Annotated in this window: 15 protein-coding genes; 7 read left to right on the forward strand and 8 right to left on the reverse strand. The window is 71.9% G+C overall.

The window, feature by feature from the left end; all coding sequences use genetic code 11:
• Positions 1–184: 184 nt before the first annotated feature.
• The 6 genes from AB0P07_RS22535 to AB0P07_RS22560 all read left to right on the forward strand — a co-directional run bounded on the left by AB0P07_RS22535 (position 185) and on the right by AB0P07_RS22560 (position 8,416).
• Positions 185–2,695 (forward strand): SulP family inorganic anion transporter, encoded by a 2,511-nt coding sequence (locus AB0P07_RS22535; protein WP_365553135.1) that lies wholly within the window; start codon positions 185–187, stop codon positions 2,693–2,695.
• A 277-nt stretch (positions 2,696–2,972) separates the two neighbouring features.
• Entirely contained in the window at positions 2,973–4,928 is a 1,956-nt protein-coding gene (gene acs, locus AB0P07_RS22540) for an acetate--CoA ligase (protein WP_365553137.1), read from the forward strand.
• 204 nt (positions 4,929–5,132) lie between these two features.
• Positions 5,133–6,557, forward strand: a complete 1,425-nt coding sequence (gene nhaA / locus AB0P07_RS22545; protein ID WP_365553139.1) for a Na+/H+ antiporter NhaA — start codon at positions 5,133–5,135, stop codon at positions 6,555–6,557.
• 64 nt (positions 6,558–6,621) lie between these two features.
• Positions 6,622–7,110: a phage holin family protein gene (locus AB0P07_RS22550; protein WP_365553141.1), complete on the forward strand. Its 489-nt coding sequence runs from the start codon at positions 6,622–6,624 to the stop codon at positions 7,108–7,110.
• Positions 7,107–8,081 (forward strand): alpha/beta hydrolase, encoded by a 975-nt coding sequence (locus tag AB0P07_RS22555; RefSeq protein ID WP_365553143.1) that lies wholly within the window; start codon positions 7,107–7,109, stop codon positions 8,079–8,081. The genes AB0P07_RS22550 and AB0P07_RS22555 overlap by 4 nt, the downstream gene beginning before the upstream one ends.
• Positions 8,082–8,230: 149 nt before the next feature.
• A complete protein-coding gene (locus AB0P07_RS22560) occupies positions 8,231–8,416 on the forward strand; it encodes a hypothetical protein (RefSeq protein WP_365553145.1) in 186 nt (61 codons plus the stop codon).
• Positions 8,417–8,472: 56 nt separating this feature from the next.
• Here AB0P07_RS22560 and AB0P07_RS22565 read toward each other — a convergent pair whose 3' ends face one another.
• Genes AB0P07_RS22565 through nth form a run of 3 tightly spaced genes read right to left on the reverse strand, consistent with a single transcriptional unit; the run spans position 8,473 to position 11,407 of the window.
• A complete protein-coding gene (locus AB0P07_RS22565; RefSeq protein ID WP_365553147.1) occupies positions 8,473–9,678 on the reverse strand; it encodes a MarP family serine protease in 1,206 nt (401 codons plus the stop codon).
• A gap of 45 nt (positions 9,679–9,723) precedes the next feature.
• Positions 9,724–10,473, reverse strand: coding sequence for a CoA pyrophosphatase (locus AB0P07_RS22570; protein ID WP_365553149.1), 750 nt, complete (start codon positions 10,471–10,473; stop codon positions 9,724–9,726).
• 52 nt (positions 10,474–10,525) lie between these two features.
• On the reverse strand, positions 10,526–11,407 hold the full coding sequence (gene nth, locus AB0P07_RS22575; protein WP_365553371.1) for an endonuclease III: 882 nt from the start codon (positions 11,405–11,407) through the stop codon (positions 10,526–10,528).
• Between the two features lie 498 nt (positions 11,408–11,905).
• Here nth and AB0P07_RS22580 point away from each other — a divergent pair, with 498 nt between their 5' ends.
• Complete coding sequence (locus AB0P07_RS22580; RefSeq protein WP_003975365.1) at positions 11,906–12,580, forward strand: Crp/Fnr family transcriptional regulator; 675 nt, start codon at positions 11,906–11,908, stop codon at positions 12,578–12,580.
• A 63-nt stretch (positions 12,581–12,643) separates the two neighbouring features.
• Here AB0P07_RS22580 and AB0P07_RS22585 read toward each other — a convergent pair whose 3' ends face one another.
• The 5 genes from AB0P07_RS22585 to AB0P07_RS22605 all read right to left on the reverse strand — a co-directional run bounded on the left by AB0P07_RS22585 (position 12,644) and on the right by AB0P07_RS22605 (position 16,281).
• Positions 12,644–13,486 carry an MBL fold metallo-hydrolase gene (locus AB0P07_RS22585; protein ID WP_365553151.1) on the reverse strand — a complete coding sequence of 281 codons (843 nt, stop codon included), beginning with the start codon at positions 13,484–13,486 and terminating at the stop codon, positions 12,644–12,646.
• Positions 13,483–14,412 carry an NUDIX hydrolase gene (locus tag AB0P07_RS22590; RefSeq protein ID WP_365553153.1) on the reverse strand — a complete coding sequence of 310 codons (930 nt, stop codon included), beginning with the start codon at positions 14,410–14,412 and terminating at the stop codon, positions 13,483–13,485. Before AB0P07_RS22590 ends, AB0P07_RS22585 begins: the two co-directional genes overlap by 4 nt.
• Before the next feature lie 59 nt (positions 14,413–14,471).
• Positions 14,472–15,491: an alpha/beta hydrolase gene (locus AB0P07_RS22595; RefSeq protein WP_365553154.1), complete on the reverse strand. Its 1,020-nt coding sequence runs from the start codon at positions 15,489–15,491 to the stop codon at positions 14,472–14,474.
• 164 nt (positions 15,492–15,655) lie between these two features.
• Positions 15,656–16,123: a RidA family protein gene (locus AB0P07_RS22600; protein WP_365553156.1), complete on the reverse strand. Its 468-nt coding sequence runs from the start codon at positions 16,121–16,123 to the stop codon at positions 15,656–15,658.
• The gene (locus AB0P07_RS22605) at positions 16,120–16,281 is read right to left on the reverse strand and encodes a DUF4177 domain-containing protein (protein ID WP_003975360.1); all 162 of its coding nucleotides are present in this window, start codon (positions 16,279–16,281) and stop codon (positions 16,120–16,122) included. The genes AB0P07_RS22600 and AB0P07_RS22605 overlap by 4 nt, the downstream gene beginning before the upstream one ends.
• Positions 16,282–16,405: the final 124 nt, after the last annotated feature.

Here is a 16,405-nt window from a genome sequence, read left to right on the forward strand (position 1 = left end):
CGTCAGCGCCGTCAAGGTGACACGAAAATGAGAAGGAATTAGTACGACAAGCCGATGAAATGCTCGATTCACTCGACTACGTGGGCCGTTACTCCATTCGCGCTAAAAGCCTATGCCTCCTCTTTACTCTGAATTACTCTCTATTTACTTGCTGTAATCGAACGAGCTCACAGGAGTCGGGAACATGTCAGCCTGCGTCCCCGCCCGCGCCGATTCGGCCCGGACCAAGCACGTCCACCCGCCCCACAGCCCGCCGCCCGGCGGCCGCCGGCGCTTCCGCGTCGCGGGCGCCGACGTCTCGGCCGCGATCGCGGTCTTCCTGATCGCCCTGCCCCTCTCGCTGGGCATCGCCCTGGCCACCGGCGCTCCCCTCCAGGCCGGCCTCGTCGCCGCCGCGGTGGGCGGGATCGTCGCCGGACGGATCGGCGGCTGCCCGCTCCAGGTCAGCGGTCCCGCCGCCGGACTCACCGTGGTCACCGCCGACCTCATCCAGCAGTACGGCTGGCGTACGACCTGCGCCATCACCGTGCTCGCCGGGCTGGCCCAACTCGGTCTCGGCTGCCTGCGCGTGGCCCGCTCGGCGCTCGCCGTCAGCCCCGCCATCGTGCACGGCATGCTCGCCGGCATCGGCGTCACCATCGCCGTCGCACAGCTGCACATCGTCCTCGGCGGCACCCCCCAGAGCTCGGTGCCGGACAACCTGGTCGCGCTGCCCGCCCAGTTGGCGAACGTCCACCCCGCCGACCTGGCCGTGAGCGTGCTGACCCTGGCCCTGCTGCTCCTCTGGCCCCGCATCCCCGGCCGGGCCGGGCAGTTGCTGGGCAAGCTGCCCGCCGCCCTGATCGCCGTCGCCGGCGCCACCGCGGTCGCCGCCCTCACCGGGCTCCTCCTGCCCAAGGTCGACCTGCCGTCCTGGAGCAGCCACGCCCTGGCCACCCTGCCCGACGGTCCGGTGCTGGGCCTCGTCGCCGCCGTTCTCACCACCACGCTGGTGTGCAGCGTTCAGTCCCTGCTCGGCGCCGTCGCCGTGGACAAACTGGTCGCCGCCCGGCCCGCCGCGACCGGTCACGTCAAGCGTTCCAACCTCGACCGCGAACTACTGGGTCAGGGTGCCGCCAACGTCGTCTCCGGGTCGCTGGGCGGGCTGCCCGTCGCCGGTGTGGCCGTGCGCAGTTCCGCGAACGTGGCGGCGGGCGCCGTCAGCCGGAACTCCACGATGCTGCACGGCGTTCTCGTAGTGATCGCCGCACTGCTGCTGGTCCCGGCCCTGGAGCTCATCCCGCTCGCCTCGCTCGCCGCCCTGGTCATGACCGTCGGCTTCAAGATGATCTCGCTGAACCACATTCGCACGGTGACCCGCCACCGTGAGGTGCTCGTCTACGCGGTCACCACCTGCGGCGTGGTGTTCCTCGGCGTCCTGGAAGGCGTCGCCCTGGGCATCGCCGTAGCCGTCGGTGTCGCCCTGCACCGCCTCACCCGCACCCGGATCACCCACGCCGACGCGGATGGAGTCCATCACGTACACGTGCGCGGCCAGTTGACGTTCCTCGCCGTGCCGCGGCTCAGCCGGGTCCTGCACCAGGTGCCCCAGGGGGCGGACGCGGTCGTGGAGCTGGACGGGTCGTTCATGGACCACGCGGCGTACGAGGCGCTGCAGGACTGGCAGAAGACGCACACCGCTCAGGGCGGCGCCGTCGACATCACCGGCCGCCGTCCCGGCACCCGCATCTCCGAACCGGCCGAGGTGGACGGCTGCCGCTGCCGTCCTTGGACGCCGTGGCGCAACCACCAGTGCGAGCGCCCCTCGACAGCACCTCCACCCGACACGGACCGGCAGCCCACCACCGACGGTCCCCACGGCGCGTCCTCCGGCCCGACGACCGGCGGGGGGACAGGCAGGACGACCGGCCCGACGACCACCCCGGCCACCGCCCAGGGCACACCCGGCGCACCCGACGGGTCCGCCCGTGTCACGAGAGCCACCGGACGTGAACTCGCCCGAGGCATCAGCGCGTTCCATCGCAACACCGCACCGCTGATGCGTCGTGAGCTGGCCCGGCTGGCGCGAGAGGGGCAGCAGCCCTCCCAGCTGTTCCTGACCTGCGCGGACTCCCGGGTGGTCACCTCGATGATCACGTCCAGTGGCCCCGGCGACCTCTTCGTCGTGCGCAACGTCGGCAACTTCGTACCGCTGCCCGGCGAGGAGAGCGGCGACGACTCGGTGGCCGCCGCGATCGAGTACGCCGTGGACGTACTGAAGGTGCGGTCCATCACCGTGTGCGGGCACTCCGGGTGCGGGGCCATGCAGGCGCTGCTCGGCTCCGGGCCGGGAGACACGCGCACCCCCCTCCAGCGCTGGCTGCGGCACGGACTGCCGAGCCTGGACCGCATCCCCGCGGAGACGCACGCGGACGAGGACGAGGACGCGACCGGCCACCGCCCTGCCCGGCCGTCCCTGCCCCGGCTGGCCGGACGCGCACCCGCCGACGCGGCCGAACGGCTGTGCCTGGCCAACGTGGTCCAGCAGTTGGAGCACCTGCGCGCCCACGAGTCGGTGGCCCGCGCGCTGGGCGCCGGGAACCTGGAGCTGCACGGCATGTACTTCCACGTCGGCGAGGCCCAGTCGTACCTGCTGTCCGAGGACGCGGAGGGCGGCGTGTTCCAGCTGGTGCTGGAGACCGACCTGACCGCGTGACCGCCTGCCCGCCTGACGGTCCGGCCGTCCGAGCGGCGGTCCCGGCAGGGCCGAGGCGCGGGCCGGTGTGAGCGGCGCTACGCACACTGAACCCCGCGCCTCCGGCGTCCGTGGGTACGGGTGACCACGGACCACGAAGCCACGAAGGAGACACACCGGGCAGACGGCGACCAGAACAGGTCTAAACCATTTGCCCGTCGACCCTTGTCATCGGCCCCCCGGGTCTGATGAGCTGTGGCCTGGGACACAACGGACAACCCTGAGAAAGGGAGATGTCGTGAGCAACGAATCCTTGGCCAACCTGCTCAAGGAAGAACGCAGGTTCGCACCCCCCGTCGACCTGGCCGCGAACGCCAACGTCACGGCGGAGGCGTACGAACGGGCCAAGGCTGACAGGCTCGGCTTCTGGGCCGAGCAGGCCCGCCGGCTGACCTGGGCGAAGGAGCCGACCGAGACGCTCGACTGGTCGAACCCGCCGTTCGCCAAGTGGTTCAAGGACGGCACGCTGAACGTCGCCTACAACTGTGTGGACCGGCACGTGGAGGCCGGCAACGGCGACCGCGTCGCCATCCACTTCGAGGGGGAGCCCGGCGACGGCCGCGCCATCACCTACGCACAGCTCAAGGACGAGGTCTCCAAGGCCGCCAACGCCCTGCTCGAGCTGGGCGTGCGGAAGGGCGACCGGGTCGCCATCTACATGCCGATGATCCCCGAGACCGCGATCGCGATGCTGGCCTGCGCCCGCATCGGCGCCGCGCACTCGGTCGTCTTCGGCGGCTTCTCCTCGGACGCGCTGGCCACCCGCATCCAGGACGCCGACGCCCGTGTCGTCATCACCGCCGACGGCGGCTACCGGCGCGGCAAGCCGTCCGCGCTCAAGCCGGCCGTCGACGAGGCCGTCGAGCGCGCCGGGATCGTCGAGCACGTGCTCGTCGTCCGCCGCACCGGCCAGGAGGTCGCCTGGGACGACTCCCGCGACAAGTGGTGGCACGAGACCGTCGACGGCCAGTCCGCCGAGCACACGCCCGAGGCGTTCGAGGCCGAGCACCCGCTGTTCATCCTGTACACGTCCGGCACGACGGGTAAGCCCAAGGGCATCCTGCACACCTCCGGCGGCTACCTCACCCAGACGGCGTACACGCACTGGGCCGTCTTCGACCTGAAGCCGGAGACCGACGTCTTCTGGTGCACCGCCGACGTCGGCTGGGTCACCGGGCACTCGTACATCGTCTACGGCCCGCTCGCCAACGGCGCCACCCAGGTCATGTACGAGGGCACCCCGGACACCCCGCACCAGGGCAGGTTCTGGGAGATCGTGCAGAAGTACGGCGTCACGACCCTCTACACGGCGCCCACCGCGATCCGGACGTTCATGAAGTGGGGCGACGACATCCCCGCGAAGTTCGACCTGTCGTCCCTGCGCGTCCTCGGCTCGGTCGGCGAGCCGATCAACCCCGAGGCGTGGATCTGGTACCGCAAGAACATCGGCACGGACGCCACCCCGGTCGTCGACACCTGGTGGCAGACCGAGACCGGCTCGATGATGATCACCCCGCTGCCGGGCGTCACCCACGCCAAGCCGGGCTCCGCCCAGCGCCCGCTGCCCGGCATCTCGGCCACCGTCGTCGACGACGAGGCGGGCGAGGTGCCGAACGGCGGCGGCGGGTATCTGGTCCTCACCGAGCCGTGGCCGTCGATGCTGCGCACCATCTGGGGCGACGACCAGCGGTTCATCGACACCTACTGGTCGCGCTTCGAGGGCAAGTACTTCGCGGGCGACGGAGCCAAGAAGGACGACGACGGCGACATCTGGCTCCTCGGCCGCGTCGACGACGTGATGCTCGTCTCCGGGCACAACATCTCCACCACCGAGGTCGAGTCGGCCCTCGTCTCCCACCCGTCGGTCGCCGAGGCGGCCGTGGTCGGCGCCGCGGACGAGACCACCGGCCAGGCCATCGTCGCCTTCGTGATCCTGCGCGGCGCGGCGGCGGAGAGCGAGGACCTGGTCGCCGAGCTGCGCAACCACGTCGGCGCCACCCTCGGCCCGATCGCCAAGCCCAAGCGGATCCTGCCGGTGGCGGAGCTGCCGAAGACCCGCTCCGGCAAGATCATGCGCCGCCTGCTGCGCGACGTCGCGGAGAACCGGCAGCTCGGGGACGTCACGACCCTGACGGACTCGACGGTCATGGACCTCATCCAGTCCAAGCTCCCGGCAGCGCCCAGCGAGGACTGAGCCGAGGACCGAGCCACGCACACCGAGGGCATCCGGCGCGTCGCGCATGCGCCGGATGCCCTCGCCCTGTGTGAGGCCCGGGGCCCAGGTAGGCTGGGGAGAACGTAAGAGACTCATCAAGATCCCCTTCGGGATCCTCATGGTGCGCCGGGAAGTCTGGTCGGCACATGTTCCGTGCTGCCCACCGACTGGAGGTTCTTCCCCGTGACCGCGCCCCGCACCCCCCGCAAAGCCTTCGGACGGCTGTCCCTCCCGGAGCGCACCTACCTCGCGGACGCGCTGCGCACCGAGACCGTCGGCGGCGTCCTGCTGCTGGCCGCAGCGGTCGCCGCCCTGGTATGGGCGAACATACCGGCACTGCACGACAGCTACGAGAGCGTCAGCCACTTCCACTTCGGCCCCGAGTCCCTCGGACTCAACCTGTCGGTGGCGCACTGGGCGGCCGACGGACTCCTCGCGATCTTCTTCTTCGTGGCCGGCATCGAACTCAAACGCGAACTCGTCGCCGGTGACCTCAAGGACCCCAAGGCCGCCGCGCTCCCGGTGGTGGCGGCGCTGTGCGGCATGGCCGTACCGGCGATCGTCTACGCCGTCACCGCCTCCGCCGGCGGAGGCTCGCTGTCCGGCTGGGCCGTGCCGACCGCCACCGACATCGCGTTCGCGCTCGCCGTGCTCGCCGTCATCGGTACGTCGCTGCCGAGCGCCCTGCGCGCCTTCCTGCTGACGCTCGCCGTCGTGGACGACCTGTTCGCCATCCTGATCATCGCGGTCTTCTTCACCGACACCCTGAACTTCGCCGCGCTGGGCGGCGCGGTCGTCGGCCTCGTCGTGTTCTGGTTCCTGCTCCGCAAGGGCGTACGCGGCTGGTACGTGTACGTGCCGCTCGCCCTGGTGATCTGGGGCCTGATGTACAACAGCGGCATCCACGCCACCATCGCCGGTGTCGCGATGGGCCTGATGCTGCGCTGCCACACGCGCGAAGGCGAGGACCACTCCCCCGGCGAGCACATCGAGCATCTCGTGCGTCCTCTGTCGGCGGGCCTGGCCGTGCCGCTGTTCGCGCTGTTCAGCGCGGGAGTGGCCGTCTCCGGCGGGGCGCTCGCCGACGTGTTCACCAAGCCGGAGACCCTCGGCGTGGTGCTCGGGCTCGTCGTCGGCAAGACGCTGGGCATCTTCGGCGGCACCTGGCTGACGTCGCGCTTCACCAAGGCCTCGCTCAGCGACGACCTGGAATGGGCCGACGTGTTCGCGGTGGCGACCCTGGCCGGCATCGGGTTCACCGTCTCGCTGCTGATCGGCGAGCTGGCCTTCGAGGGCGACGCGACCATGACCGACGAGGTCAAGGCCGCCGTGCTGTCCGGCTCGCTGATCGCGGCGGCCCTGGCGACGGTGCTGCTGAAGGTACGGAACGCGAGATATCGGGGGATGGTCGCGGAGGAGGAGCGCGACGACGACCTCAGCGGCATACCGGACGTCTACGAGGAGGACGACCCGGCGTATCACCTGCGGATGGCCGCCATCTACGAGAAGAAGGCCGCCGAGCACCGCCGGATCGCCGAGGAGATGGAGTCGGCGCGGCTTGCCGAAGTGACGGGCGGGGCAGGCGAGGAGGACGACCGTCCGGCATGATCTGACGAGACGGTACAAAAGACGGAACCGTACTCAGAAGAGCCAGCAGAAGAGGGAGACCGCGATGAGCGCACCCGACGGCAGCCCGGTCGGCACCGAACGCAGCATCGGCCAGCTGTTCGCCTCGGCGACCACCGACATGTCGGCGCTCGTGCACGACGAGATCGCACTGGCGAAGGCGCAGCTCAAGACGGACGTCAAGCGTGGGCTGACGAGCGGCGGCGCGTTGTCGCTCGCAGGCCTGGTGCTGCTCTTCTCGCTGCCGATGCTGAGCTTCGCCCTCGCCTACGGCATCCGGACCTGGAGCCACTGGAACCTCGCGGTCTGCTTCCTGCTGTCCTTCCTGGCGAACGTCATCGTCGCCGGCCTCCTGGCGCTGATCGGGGTCGTCTTCGCGAAGAAGGCCAAGAAGGGCCGCGGCCCGCAGAAGGTCGCCTCCTCGGTGAAGCAGTCGGCGGGCGTGCTCCAGAACGCCAAGCCGCACCCGCGTCCGGAGGTGCCCGCGGACCGGTCCCCCGAAGCGATCGAGGCTGTGGCACGCTCGTCCTCATGACGGGCTCCACCACCCCTTCGGGGCATTCCCCCTCGCCGCAGCACCCCAACCCCACCTCGGTCGTACGCCTCGGCATCCCGGGCGGACCCGAGGTGACCCACCGGGACGTCGCGGCCAACGGCGCCCGTTTCCACATCGCCGAGCTGGGCGACGGACCGCTGGTGCTGCTGCTGCACGGCTTCCCGCAGTTCTGGTGGACCTGGCGGCACCAGCTGGTGGCGCTCGCCGACGCCGGTTTCCGCGCCGTCGCGATGGACCTGCGCGGCGTCGGCGGCAGCGACCGCACCCCGCGCGGTTACGACCCGGCGGGGCTCGCCCTCGACATCACCGGCGTGATCCGCTCCCTCGGCGAGCCGGACGCCGCGCTGGTCGGCCACGACCTCGGCGGGTACCTGGCCTGGACGGCCGCCGCGATGCGCCCCAAGCTCGTACGGCGGCTCGCGGTGTCCTCGATGCCGCACCCCCGGCGCTGGCGCTCGGCCATGCTCGGGGACGTCCGCCAGAGCCGGGCGGGCTCGTACATCTGGGGCTTCCAGCGCCCTTGGGTGCCGGAGCGTCAACTGACCGCGGACGACGGCGCGCTGGTGGGGCGGCTGCTCCACGACTGGTCCGGGCCGCGGCTGCTGGACGACGCGGCGGTGGCGGCCTACCGCCGCGCCATGTGCATCCCCTCCACGGCGCACTGCTCGGTCGAGCCGTACCGCTGGCTGGTGCGCTCCCTGGCCCGCCCGGACGGCATCCAGTTCTACCGCCGCATGAAGCGGCCGGTGCGTGTGCCGACCCTGCACCTGCACGGCTCCCTCGACCCCGTGATGCGGACGCGGAGCGCCGCAGGTTCGGGGCAGTACGTCGAGGCGCCCTACCGCTGGCGGCTGTTCGACGGGCTCGGGCACTTCCCGCACGAAGAGGATCCGGTCGCGTTCTCCACCGAACTGATCAATTGGCTGAAGGACCCCGAACCCGATCGGTGACCGTTTCATGAGCGATCGGTCACCCAACGGACGCACCCGGTATCCAACCCGGAACGCTTGTCCTATGAACGGCCACTTGCCCGGCGCATAGGCCAATTGGCGGCCATGGAAGCGGTTATCGACCTTGGGGCGGGGGCACACGTCCCGGTATGGGCTGGACGCACGACTACAGTGACGTAGCACGCGACGGCCGCTCCACGAGCGGCGCGAGCATCACCCACCGACGCGGCGGCACCCCGCAACTCGCGGGTGCGGAGCTGCGGGTGGGCATTCCGCGCATTCTGCGCCGCCGGGCCCGCTGGGTATCCGTACGCCTGCGCCACCCACGGACCTGAGACCCGGGACACCGCACCGACGCCCCGGCGCGCAGGCGGTCCTGGAACGGGCGGGTCTAGAGCGCGCAGCTGTCGCTGTCCACCTGCTGGTCGGCCGCGCGGCCCTTGGCGATGTCGTCGCGGATCTCGTCCGCGGTGAGCGCGTACCCGGTGTCGGGGTCGTCCAGGGACTTGGCGAAGACCACGCCGTAGACCTCGCCCTCCGGGGTCAGCAGCGGGCCGCCCGAGTTGCCCTGACGGACGGTCGCGTACAGGGAGTAGACGTCCCGGCGGACGGTGTCGCGGTGGTAGATGTCCGGGCCGTTGGCCGTGATGCGCCCGCGCACCCGGGCGGCACGGACGTCGTACGCCCCGTTCTCCGGGAAGCCCGCGACGATCGCGCCGTCGTTGCGTTCGGCGTCCTGGTCGTCGTCCGTGAACCGCAGCGCGGGCGCGTCCAGTTCCGGCACGTCCAGTACGGCGATGTCGCGCCGCCAGTCGTAGAGGACGACCGTCGCGTCGTACTTGCGGCCCTCGCCCCCGATCTGCACCGTGGGTTCGTCGACGCCGCCCACGACGTGGGCGTTGGTCATGACGCGGCGGTCGGCGAAGACGAAGCCGGTGCCCTCGAGGACCTTGCCGCAGTCGGGTGCGGTGCCCATGACCTTGACGATGGAGCGCTTGGCGTTGACGGCGACCGGGCTGTTCGCCAGCGCCGGGTCGGGTGACGGCGTGTCGAGGACCGGCTCGTTGGAGAACGGGCTGAAGACCTGCGGGAAGCCGTTCTTGTCGAGGACCGAGGTGAAGTTGTCGAACCAGTTGTCCGCGCCGGCGGGCAGCACCTCCTGTATGCCCGCCAGCACCGTGGACTGCCGCACCTCCTTGCCGACCGTCGGCATCGTGGTCCGCGCCAGGGCGGAACCGAGCAGCCAGGCGACCAGGAGCATGGCGACGACGTTGACCAGGGCGCCGCCGGTGGCGTCCAGGGCGCGGGCCGGGGACCACGTGATGTAGCGGCGCAGCTTGTTGCCCAGATGGGTCGTCAGGGCCTGGCCGACCGAGGCGCACACGATGACGACGACGATCGCGACGACGGCGGCGGTGGTGCTGACCTCCGCGTCGTCCGTCAACGCGTCCCAGATCACCGGAAGCAGGTAGACGGCGACGAGACCGCCGCCGAGGAAGCCGATCACCGACAGGATGCCGACGACGAAGCCCTGCCGGAAGCCGACGATCGCGAACCAGACGGCGGCCAGCAGCAACAGGATGTCCAGCACGTTCACCGATTCAGGCCTCGTCTTGTCGTCTGCGGTACGCAGGCCACCCTGTCATGCGCGCCAGTCCAGCGGGACCTGCTTCTCCCGGTCCCAGGGCCGCTCCCAGCCCGCGAAGTGCAGCAACCGGTCGATGATGCCGGCGGTGAAGCCCCACACGAGCGCCGATTCGACCAGGAATGCCGGGCCTCGGTGACCGCTGGGGTGAAGGGTGGTCACCCGGTTGGCGGGGTCCGTGAGATCCGCCACGGGGACCTTGAAGACGCGCGCGGTCTCGGCCGGATCGACGACACCGACCGGGGTGGGCTCGCGCCACCAGGCCAGCACCGGCGTGACGACGAAGCCGCTCACCGGGATGTAGAGCTTCGGCAGGACCCCGAAGAGCTGGACGCCGGACGGGTCCAGCCCGGTCTCCTCCTCGGCCTCGCGCAAAGCGGCCCGCAGCGGCCCGTCACCACGCGGATCCCCGTCCTCGGGGTCGAGGGCGCCGCCCGGGAAGGCGGGCTGGCCCGGGTGGGAGCGCAGGGAGCCGGCCCGCTCCATGAGCAGCAGCTCGGGCCCGCGGCCGGCCTCCTCGCCGTCCGGGCCCTCGCTCCTGCCGTCGCCGAAGAGGATCAGGACGGCGGACTGGCGGCCGGCGCCGTCCGCCGGCGGCAGGAAGCGGCTGAGCTGGGTGGGCCGGACCGTCTCGGCCGCCCGCACCACCGGGTCCAGCCAGCCGGGCAGACCCTCCTTGCTGAGCATGAGCATCGCGTCCCGAGCGTGGTCCCGCGTGGGCCCCTGCGTGTCGCTCACCCGTGTCATCTCCACCCCCGTCCTGCAGACTCCAACGCCAGACGCCCCCGAGATCGTTCCGTCACCCGGCCCCCAGCGGCGGTGCCGGCTTCCCGCCCGCGTCCAGGTACGCCTGCGGGGGCTTCAGCCGCTGCCCCGGCAAGCCGCCCTTCTCGTACTTGAGCAGCTTCTTCGCCCTCTCCGGGTCCGTCTCGCCCTCCCCGTACGCCGGGCACAGCGGGGCGATGGGGCAGGCACCGCAGGCGGGCTTGCGGGCGTGGCAGATGCGGCGGCCGTGCCAGATCACGTGGTGGGAGAGGTCGGTCCAGTCACTCTTGGGGAAGAGCGCGCCGACGGCGGCCTCGATCTTGTCCGGGTCGGTCTCCTCGGTCCACCGCCAGCGCCGCACCAGACGCTGGAAGTGCGTGTCCACGGTGATGCCGGGGCGGCCGAACGCGTTGCCGAGCACGACGAAGGCGGTCTTGCGGCCCACGCCCGGCAGCTTGACGAGGTCCTCGAGGCGTCCGGGGACCTCGCCGCCGAAGTCCTCCGCCAGGGCCCTGGACAGCCCTATGACCGACCTGGTCTTGGCCCGGAAGAAGCCGGTCGGGCGCAGGATCTCCTCCACCTCCTCGGGGACGGCGGCTGCCAGGTCCTCCGGGGTGGGGTACTTGGCGAAGAGGGCGGGCGTCGTCTGGTTGACGCGCAGGTCGGTGGTCTGGGCGGACAGCACCGTGGCCACGACCAGCTGGAACGGGTTCTCGAAGTCCAGCTCCGGGTGGGCGTACGGGTAGACCTCGGCCAGCTCGCGGTCGATACGGCGGGCGCGGCGCACCAGCGCGGTGCGCGACTCGCCGCGCGGCGGCTTCGCGGCGACGGTCTTCGCCGGGGCGACGCCCTTGACGGCCGCGGCGGCCTTCTTCGGCGCGACGGCGGGCTTCTTCGCGGGCGCCTGTCGCTTCATGGGCGCGGCGTTCTTGGCAGCGGCCTTCTTGGCAGCGGGCTTTTCGGCAGCGGCCTTCGCTACGGCGGTCTTCTCTGCGGAGGCCCCCTTGGCCGGGGCCGTCTTCTTGCTCGCGGAGGACTTCTTCACGGCACCCTTCTCCGCAGTCACCCTCTTGGCAGGCACTGCCTTCTTCGTCGCTTTTGCCGTTTTCCTACCGCCATCGGAGCCCCGTTCGCCCACAGCGGAATCGCGCCGTGCACTCACCCTCGCATCCCCCTGAGCCTGTGCTCTCACCGGCGATTTGGACACCCGGCCAGCCTACGGCCCGCCACCGACATCCGCCCCGGACCTCGAAGATCGGCGCCCAATTGGACCCCTGCCGCGTACCCCGGGACATCGGTGCGGCATCCTTGTGACAGATCACACTGTTTGGACTGTCCGGCAAAATGGGCACCACGGACCCCTGGTACACCGGGGGAACAAGATCCTCTGAGCCGGTCGACAAGGAGAGAACTCGTGGACGACGTTCTGCGGCGCAACCCGCTCTTCGCGGCGCTCGACGACGAGCAATCCGCGGAGCTCCGCGCCTCCATGAGTGAGGTGACCCTCGCCCGCGGCGACACCCTGTTCCACGAGGGGGACCCCGGAGACCGCCTCTACGTGGTCACGGAAGGCAAGGTCAAGCTCCACCGCACGTCCCCCGACGGACGCGAGAACATGCTGGCCGTCGTCGGTCCCAGCGAGCTGATCGGCGAGCTGTCGCTCTTCGACCCGGGCCCGCGCACGGCGACCGGCACGGCGCTGACCGAGGTCAAGCTGCTCGCCCTCGGCCACGGCGACCTCCAGCCCTGGCTGAACGTCCGCCCCGAGGTCGCCACCGCCCTGCTGCGCGCCGTCGCGCGCCGCCTGCGCAAGACCAACGACGCCATGTCCGACCTGGTCTTCTCGGACGTTCCCGGCCGTGTCGCCCGTGCCCTGCTGGACCTCTCGCGCCGCTTCGGCGTGCAGTCCGAGGAGGGCATCCACGTGGTGCACGACCTGACGCAGGAGGAGCTGGCCCAGCTGGTCGGCGCGTCCCGCGAGACGGTCAACAAGGCGCTGGCGGACTTCGCCCAGCGCGGCTGGCTCCGTCTGGAGGCCCGCGCGGTGATCCTGCTGGACGTGGAGCGGCTGGCCAAGCGCTCCCGCTGACACCGGGAGCGCCCGGGGAAGCCGGGTGGAACCCGGACGCCCCCGGGGGAGGCCCTGGGGGAGCTATTCGGGCCGCCGGATGAGCCCGTGCTCGCCCAGGTACTCCAGCTGCGCCCGCACCGACAGCTCCGCCGCAGGCCACAACGAGCGGTCGACGTCCGCGTACACGTGGGCGACGACCTCGCCCGGCGTGCGGTGGCCGTCCTCCACCGCCGTCTCGACCTGAGCGAGGCGGTGGGCCCGGTGGGCCAGGTAGTACTCCACGACGCCCTGCGCGTCCTCCAGGACGGGCCCGTGCCCCGGAAGCACCGTGTGCACCCCGTCGTCGGCCGTGAGCGACCTGAGCCTGCGCAGCGAGTCCAGGTAGTCGCCGAGACGGCCGTCGGGATGGGCCACGACCGTCGTACCGCGGCCGAGGATGGTGTCGCCCGTCAGGACGGCCCGGTCGGCCGGGAGATGGAAGCACAGCGAGTCGGCCGTGTGCCCCGGCGTCGGTACGACCCTCAGTTCCAGGCCGCCCACCCCGATCACGTCCCCCGCGGCCAGCCCCTCGTCGCCCAGCCGCAGCGCCGGGTCCAGCGCACGCACGTGCGTGCGCGTCAGCTCGGCGAAACGCGCGGCGCCCTCCGCATGGTCCGGATGACCGTGCGTCAGCAGCGTCAGCGCGACCCGTTTGCCGGCCCGCTCGGCCGTGTCGACGACGCGCCGCAGGTGGGTGTCGTCCAGCGGGCCCGGGTCGACGACGACGGCCAGGTCGGAGTCGGGTTCGGCGAGGATCCAGGTGTTGGTGCCGTCCAGGGTCATCGCCGAGGCGTTGGGCGCGAGAACGTTCACCGCGCGCGCGGTGGCCGGTCCCGACAGGACACCGCCGCGCGGCTGTCCGGGCAGTGCTGCTGCGTCGGTCATGCGCAGGCTCCCCCGGTCGGGTCCGAAGGGGTCGGCGCCGAAGCCGGGTCCGTGCCCGGGACGTGCTTGGTGAACTCGTCGTGCCCAGGCCAGGACAGGACGACCTCGTCGCCGGAGAGCCGGGCGCGGGCCAGCACCGGCGTCAGGTCGCGGCCGGGCGCCGACGCCAGCGCCTCGGCCGCCGTACCGAACTCCGCGAGAGCGCGCAGGGTCGCGACGGTGGGCGGCATCATCAGCAGCTCGCCCCGGTCGTACCCGGCGGTCGCGTCCGCCGGTGTGATCCACACCGTGCGGTCGGCCTCCGTGGAGGCGTTGCGGGTGCGCTGGCCCACGGGGAGCGCGGCCACGAAGAACCAGGTGTCGTAGCGCCGGGACTCGAACTCCGGGGTGATCCAGCGCGCCCAGGCGCCCAGCAGGTCGGAGCGCAGGACGAGGCCCCGCCGGTCCAGGAACTCCGCGAAGGACAGCTCGCGGTCGACCAGGGCGGCCCGGTCGGCCTCCCAGTCGTCACCGGTCGTGTCGCCGACCACGGAGTCGCCCGTCGGTCCCGCGAGCAGGACGCCGGCCTCCTCGTACGTCTCCCGTACGGCCGCGCAGACGATCGCCTGGGCGCCCGCCTCGTCGACGCCGAGCCGGTCCGCCCACCACGCGCGTGTGGGGCCCGCCCAGCCGATGGCGCGGTCGTCGTCGCGCGGGTCGACCCCGCCGCCCGGATAGGCGTACGCGCCGCCCGCGAACGCCATGGAGGTGCGCCGGCGCAGCATGTGCACGGCGGGGCCGGACCCGGTGGTGCCGGTGTCCCTGAGGAGCATGACGGTGGCCGCGCGCTTCGGGGTGACCGGGGTGAGGGTGCCGGCCGCCAGCGCGCGGATGCGGTCCGGCCACTCCGGTGGGTACCACTGACCATTCGCCTGACCATTCGCCATGGCCGGAGGCTATCCGGTGACGGGCGGATGTTCGAGTGGCCCCCGGGACCGGGTGTGGGTCAGGCGGGCAGGCCGGTCAGCCACTCGGTGAGCAGCCGGTTCGTCTCCTCGGGGCGCTCCTGCTGGAGCCAGTGGCCGCAGCCGTCGAGGATGTGGGAGCCGCTCAGGCCGGGCAGGGTGACCGAATACGCCTCGATCGCCTCGGACAGCCAGGTGGTGGAGGCGTCCAGGCCGCCGCCGAGGAAGAGCGACGGCTGAGTGATCGGGGCCCCCTGGTAGGCGGCCAGGTCGGCCCAGTCGCGGTCCATGTTCCGGTAGCGGTTGAGGGCGCCGGTCAGGCCGGTGCGCTCGAACTCCCCGGCGTAGACGTCCAGGTCCTGCTCGGACAGCCAGGAGGGCAGCCTCCCGCCGGCCGGGAACCGGTCGCGCATCCTGCCGCCGGGGGCGACGAGGTGCGGGTCGGGTGCCTCCGGGCCGGGCATGGTGTCGGCGGACAGGGCGGCGTAGAGGCCGGCGAGCCAGCCGCGTACGTCGGGCTCGATCTCCGCCTCGGCGCGGCCGGGCCGCTGGAAGTAGGAGACGTAGAACTCCTGCCCGGCGAAGGGCCCGGCGGGGTCGCTCATGCCGGCGAAGACCTCGCTGGGCTTCGGCCCGCCCGGCGGCGTGTACGGCACGCTGAGCAGGCCCACCGCGCGGAACACGTCCGGCCGCAGCAGCGCGGAGTGCGAGGCGATGTTCGAACCCCAGTCGTGGCCGACGATCACGGCGGAGCTCTCCCCCAGGGCCTCCACCACGGCGACGTTGTCCGCCACCAGGTCGAGCATCCGGTACGCCTCGACGGCGTCGGGCCGGGAGGAGCGCCCGTAGCCGCGTACGTCGACGGCGACGGCGCGGAACCCGGCGGCGGCCAGGGCGGGCAGCTGGTGGCGCCAGGAGTACCAGGACTCCGGGAAGCCGTGCACGAGCAGGACCAGCGGCCCGCTGCCCTGCTCCACCAGGTGGATCCGGCCGGCGGGCGAGGGCACCAGACGGTGAACGGGCTGGTCGGCCGGCTGGGCGGTCACGGGCGGCTGCGGCATGGTTCCTCCTGGCGCATACGGTCGGTAGGGCCCCGGTACGGGCCGGGCCACCGACCGGGGCCGGCGCCCGCTCCGTGCGGGGCACGGAACCGATCCTGCGAGGTCCGAGCGGCGGGTGCGAGCTTTGTTGCCGGCCTGGCAACGCGTGCCGCACCCGGCGTCCGCTACGGCTGGACGAGCTCCACCTGGATCTCGACCTCCACCGGCGCGTCCAGCGGGAGGACCGCCACGCCGACGGCGCTGCGGGCGTGCACGCCCTTGTCGCCCAGGACCTCGCCCAGGAGTTCGCTGGCGCCGTTGACCACACCGGGCTGGCCGGTGAAGTCGGCCGCCGACGCGACGAAGCCGACGACCTTGACGACCCTCGCGACCCGGTCCAGGTCGCCGGCGACGGACTTCACGGCGGCCAGGGCGTTCAGCGCGCAGGTGCGGGCCAGCTCCTTGGCCTCGTCCGGGGTGACCTCGGCACCGACCTTGCCGGTGACGGGGAGCTTGCCCCCGAGCATCGGCAGCTGGCCGGAGGTGTAGACGTACGGGCCGGACCGCACGGCCGGCTGGTAGGCGGCCAGCGGCGGGACGACCTCGGGCAGCGCCAGGCCCAGCTCGGCGAGCTTCGCCTCGACGGCGCTCATGCCTGCTTCTCCCGCTTCAGATAGGCCACGAGCTGCTCGGGGTTGTTCGGCCCGGGCACGACCTGGACGAGCTCCCAGCCGTCCTCGCCCCAGGTGTCCAGAATCTGCTTCGTGGCATGGACGAGCAGCGGCACGGTTGCGTATTCCCACTTGGTCATGCGGCCGACTCTAGCCGTTGGCCGGGGCACCTCCACGACCGCTGTCCGGGGGCCGTCCGCGGCCTCGGTCCGGGGGCCGTCCGCAGCCTCGCTCCGGGCTCCTCGGCGGGCCGGCCGGGGCGAC

This window comes from Streptomyces sp. NPDC085944, assembly GCF_040686295.1.
GTDB classification, from domain to species: Bacteria; Actinomycetota; Actinomycetes; order Streptomycetales; family Streptomycetaceae; genus Streptomyces; species Streptomyces salinarius.

Bases quoted from the DNA above. Each gene is read 5' to 3' on its own strand.
- AB0P07_RS22535 (WP_365553135.1), top strand. From the start codon at position 185: ATGTCAGCCTGCGTCCCCGCCCGCGCCGATTCGGCCCGGACCAAGCAC.
- AB0P07_RS22550 (WP_365553141.1), top strand. From the start codon at position 6,622: ATGAGCGCACCCGACGGCAGCCCGGTCGGCACCGAACGCAGCATCGGC.
- AB0P07_RS22555 (WP_365553143.1), top strand. From the start codon at position 7,107: ATGACGGGCTCCACCACCCCTTCGGGGCATTCCCCCTCGCCGCAGCAC.
- AB0P07_RS22560 (WP_365553145.1), top strand. From the start codon at position 8,231: ATGGGCTGGACGCACGACTACAGTGACGTAGCACGCGACGGCCGCTCC.
- AB0P07_RS22570 (WP_365553149.1), bottom strand. From the start codon at position 10,473: ATGACACGGGTGAGCGACACGCAGGGGCCCACGCGGGACCACGCTCGG.
- nth (WP_365553371.1), bottom strand. From the start codon at position 11,407: ATGAAGCGACAGGCGCCCGCGAAGAAGCCCGCCGTCGCGCCGAAGAAG.
- AB0P07_RS22585 (WP_365553151.1), bottom strand. From the start codon at position 13,486: ATGACCGACGCAGCAGCACTGCCCGGACAGCCGCGCGGCGGTGTCCTG.
- AB0P07_RS22590 (WP_365553153.1), bottom strand. From the start codon at position 14,412: ATGGCGAATGGTCAGGCGAATGGTCAGTGGTACCCACCGGAGTGGCCG.
- AB0P07_RS22595 (WP_365553154.1), bottom strand. From the start codon at position 15,491: ATGCCGCAGCCGCCCGTGACCGCCCAGCCGGCCGACCAGCCCGTTCAC.
- AB0P07_RS22600 (WP_365553156.1), bottom strand. From the start codon at position 16,123: ATGAGCGCCGTCGAGGCGAAGCTCGCCGAGCTGGGCCTGGCGCTGCCC.
- AB0P07_RS22605 (WP_003975360.1), bottom strand. From the start codon at position 16,281: ATGACCAAGTGGGAATACGCAACCGTGCCGCTGCTCGTCCATGCCACG.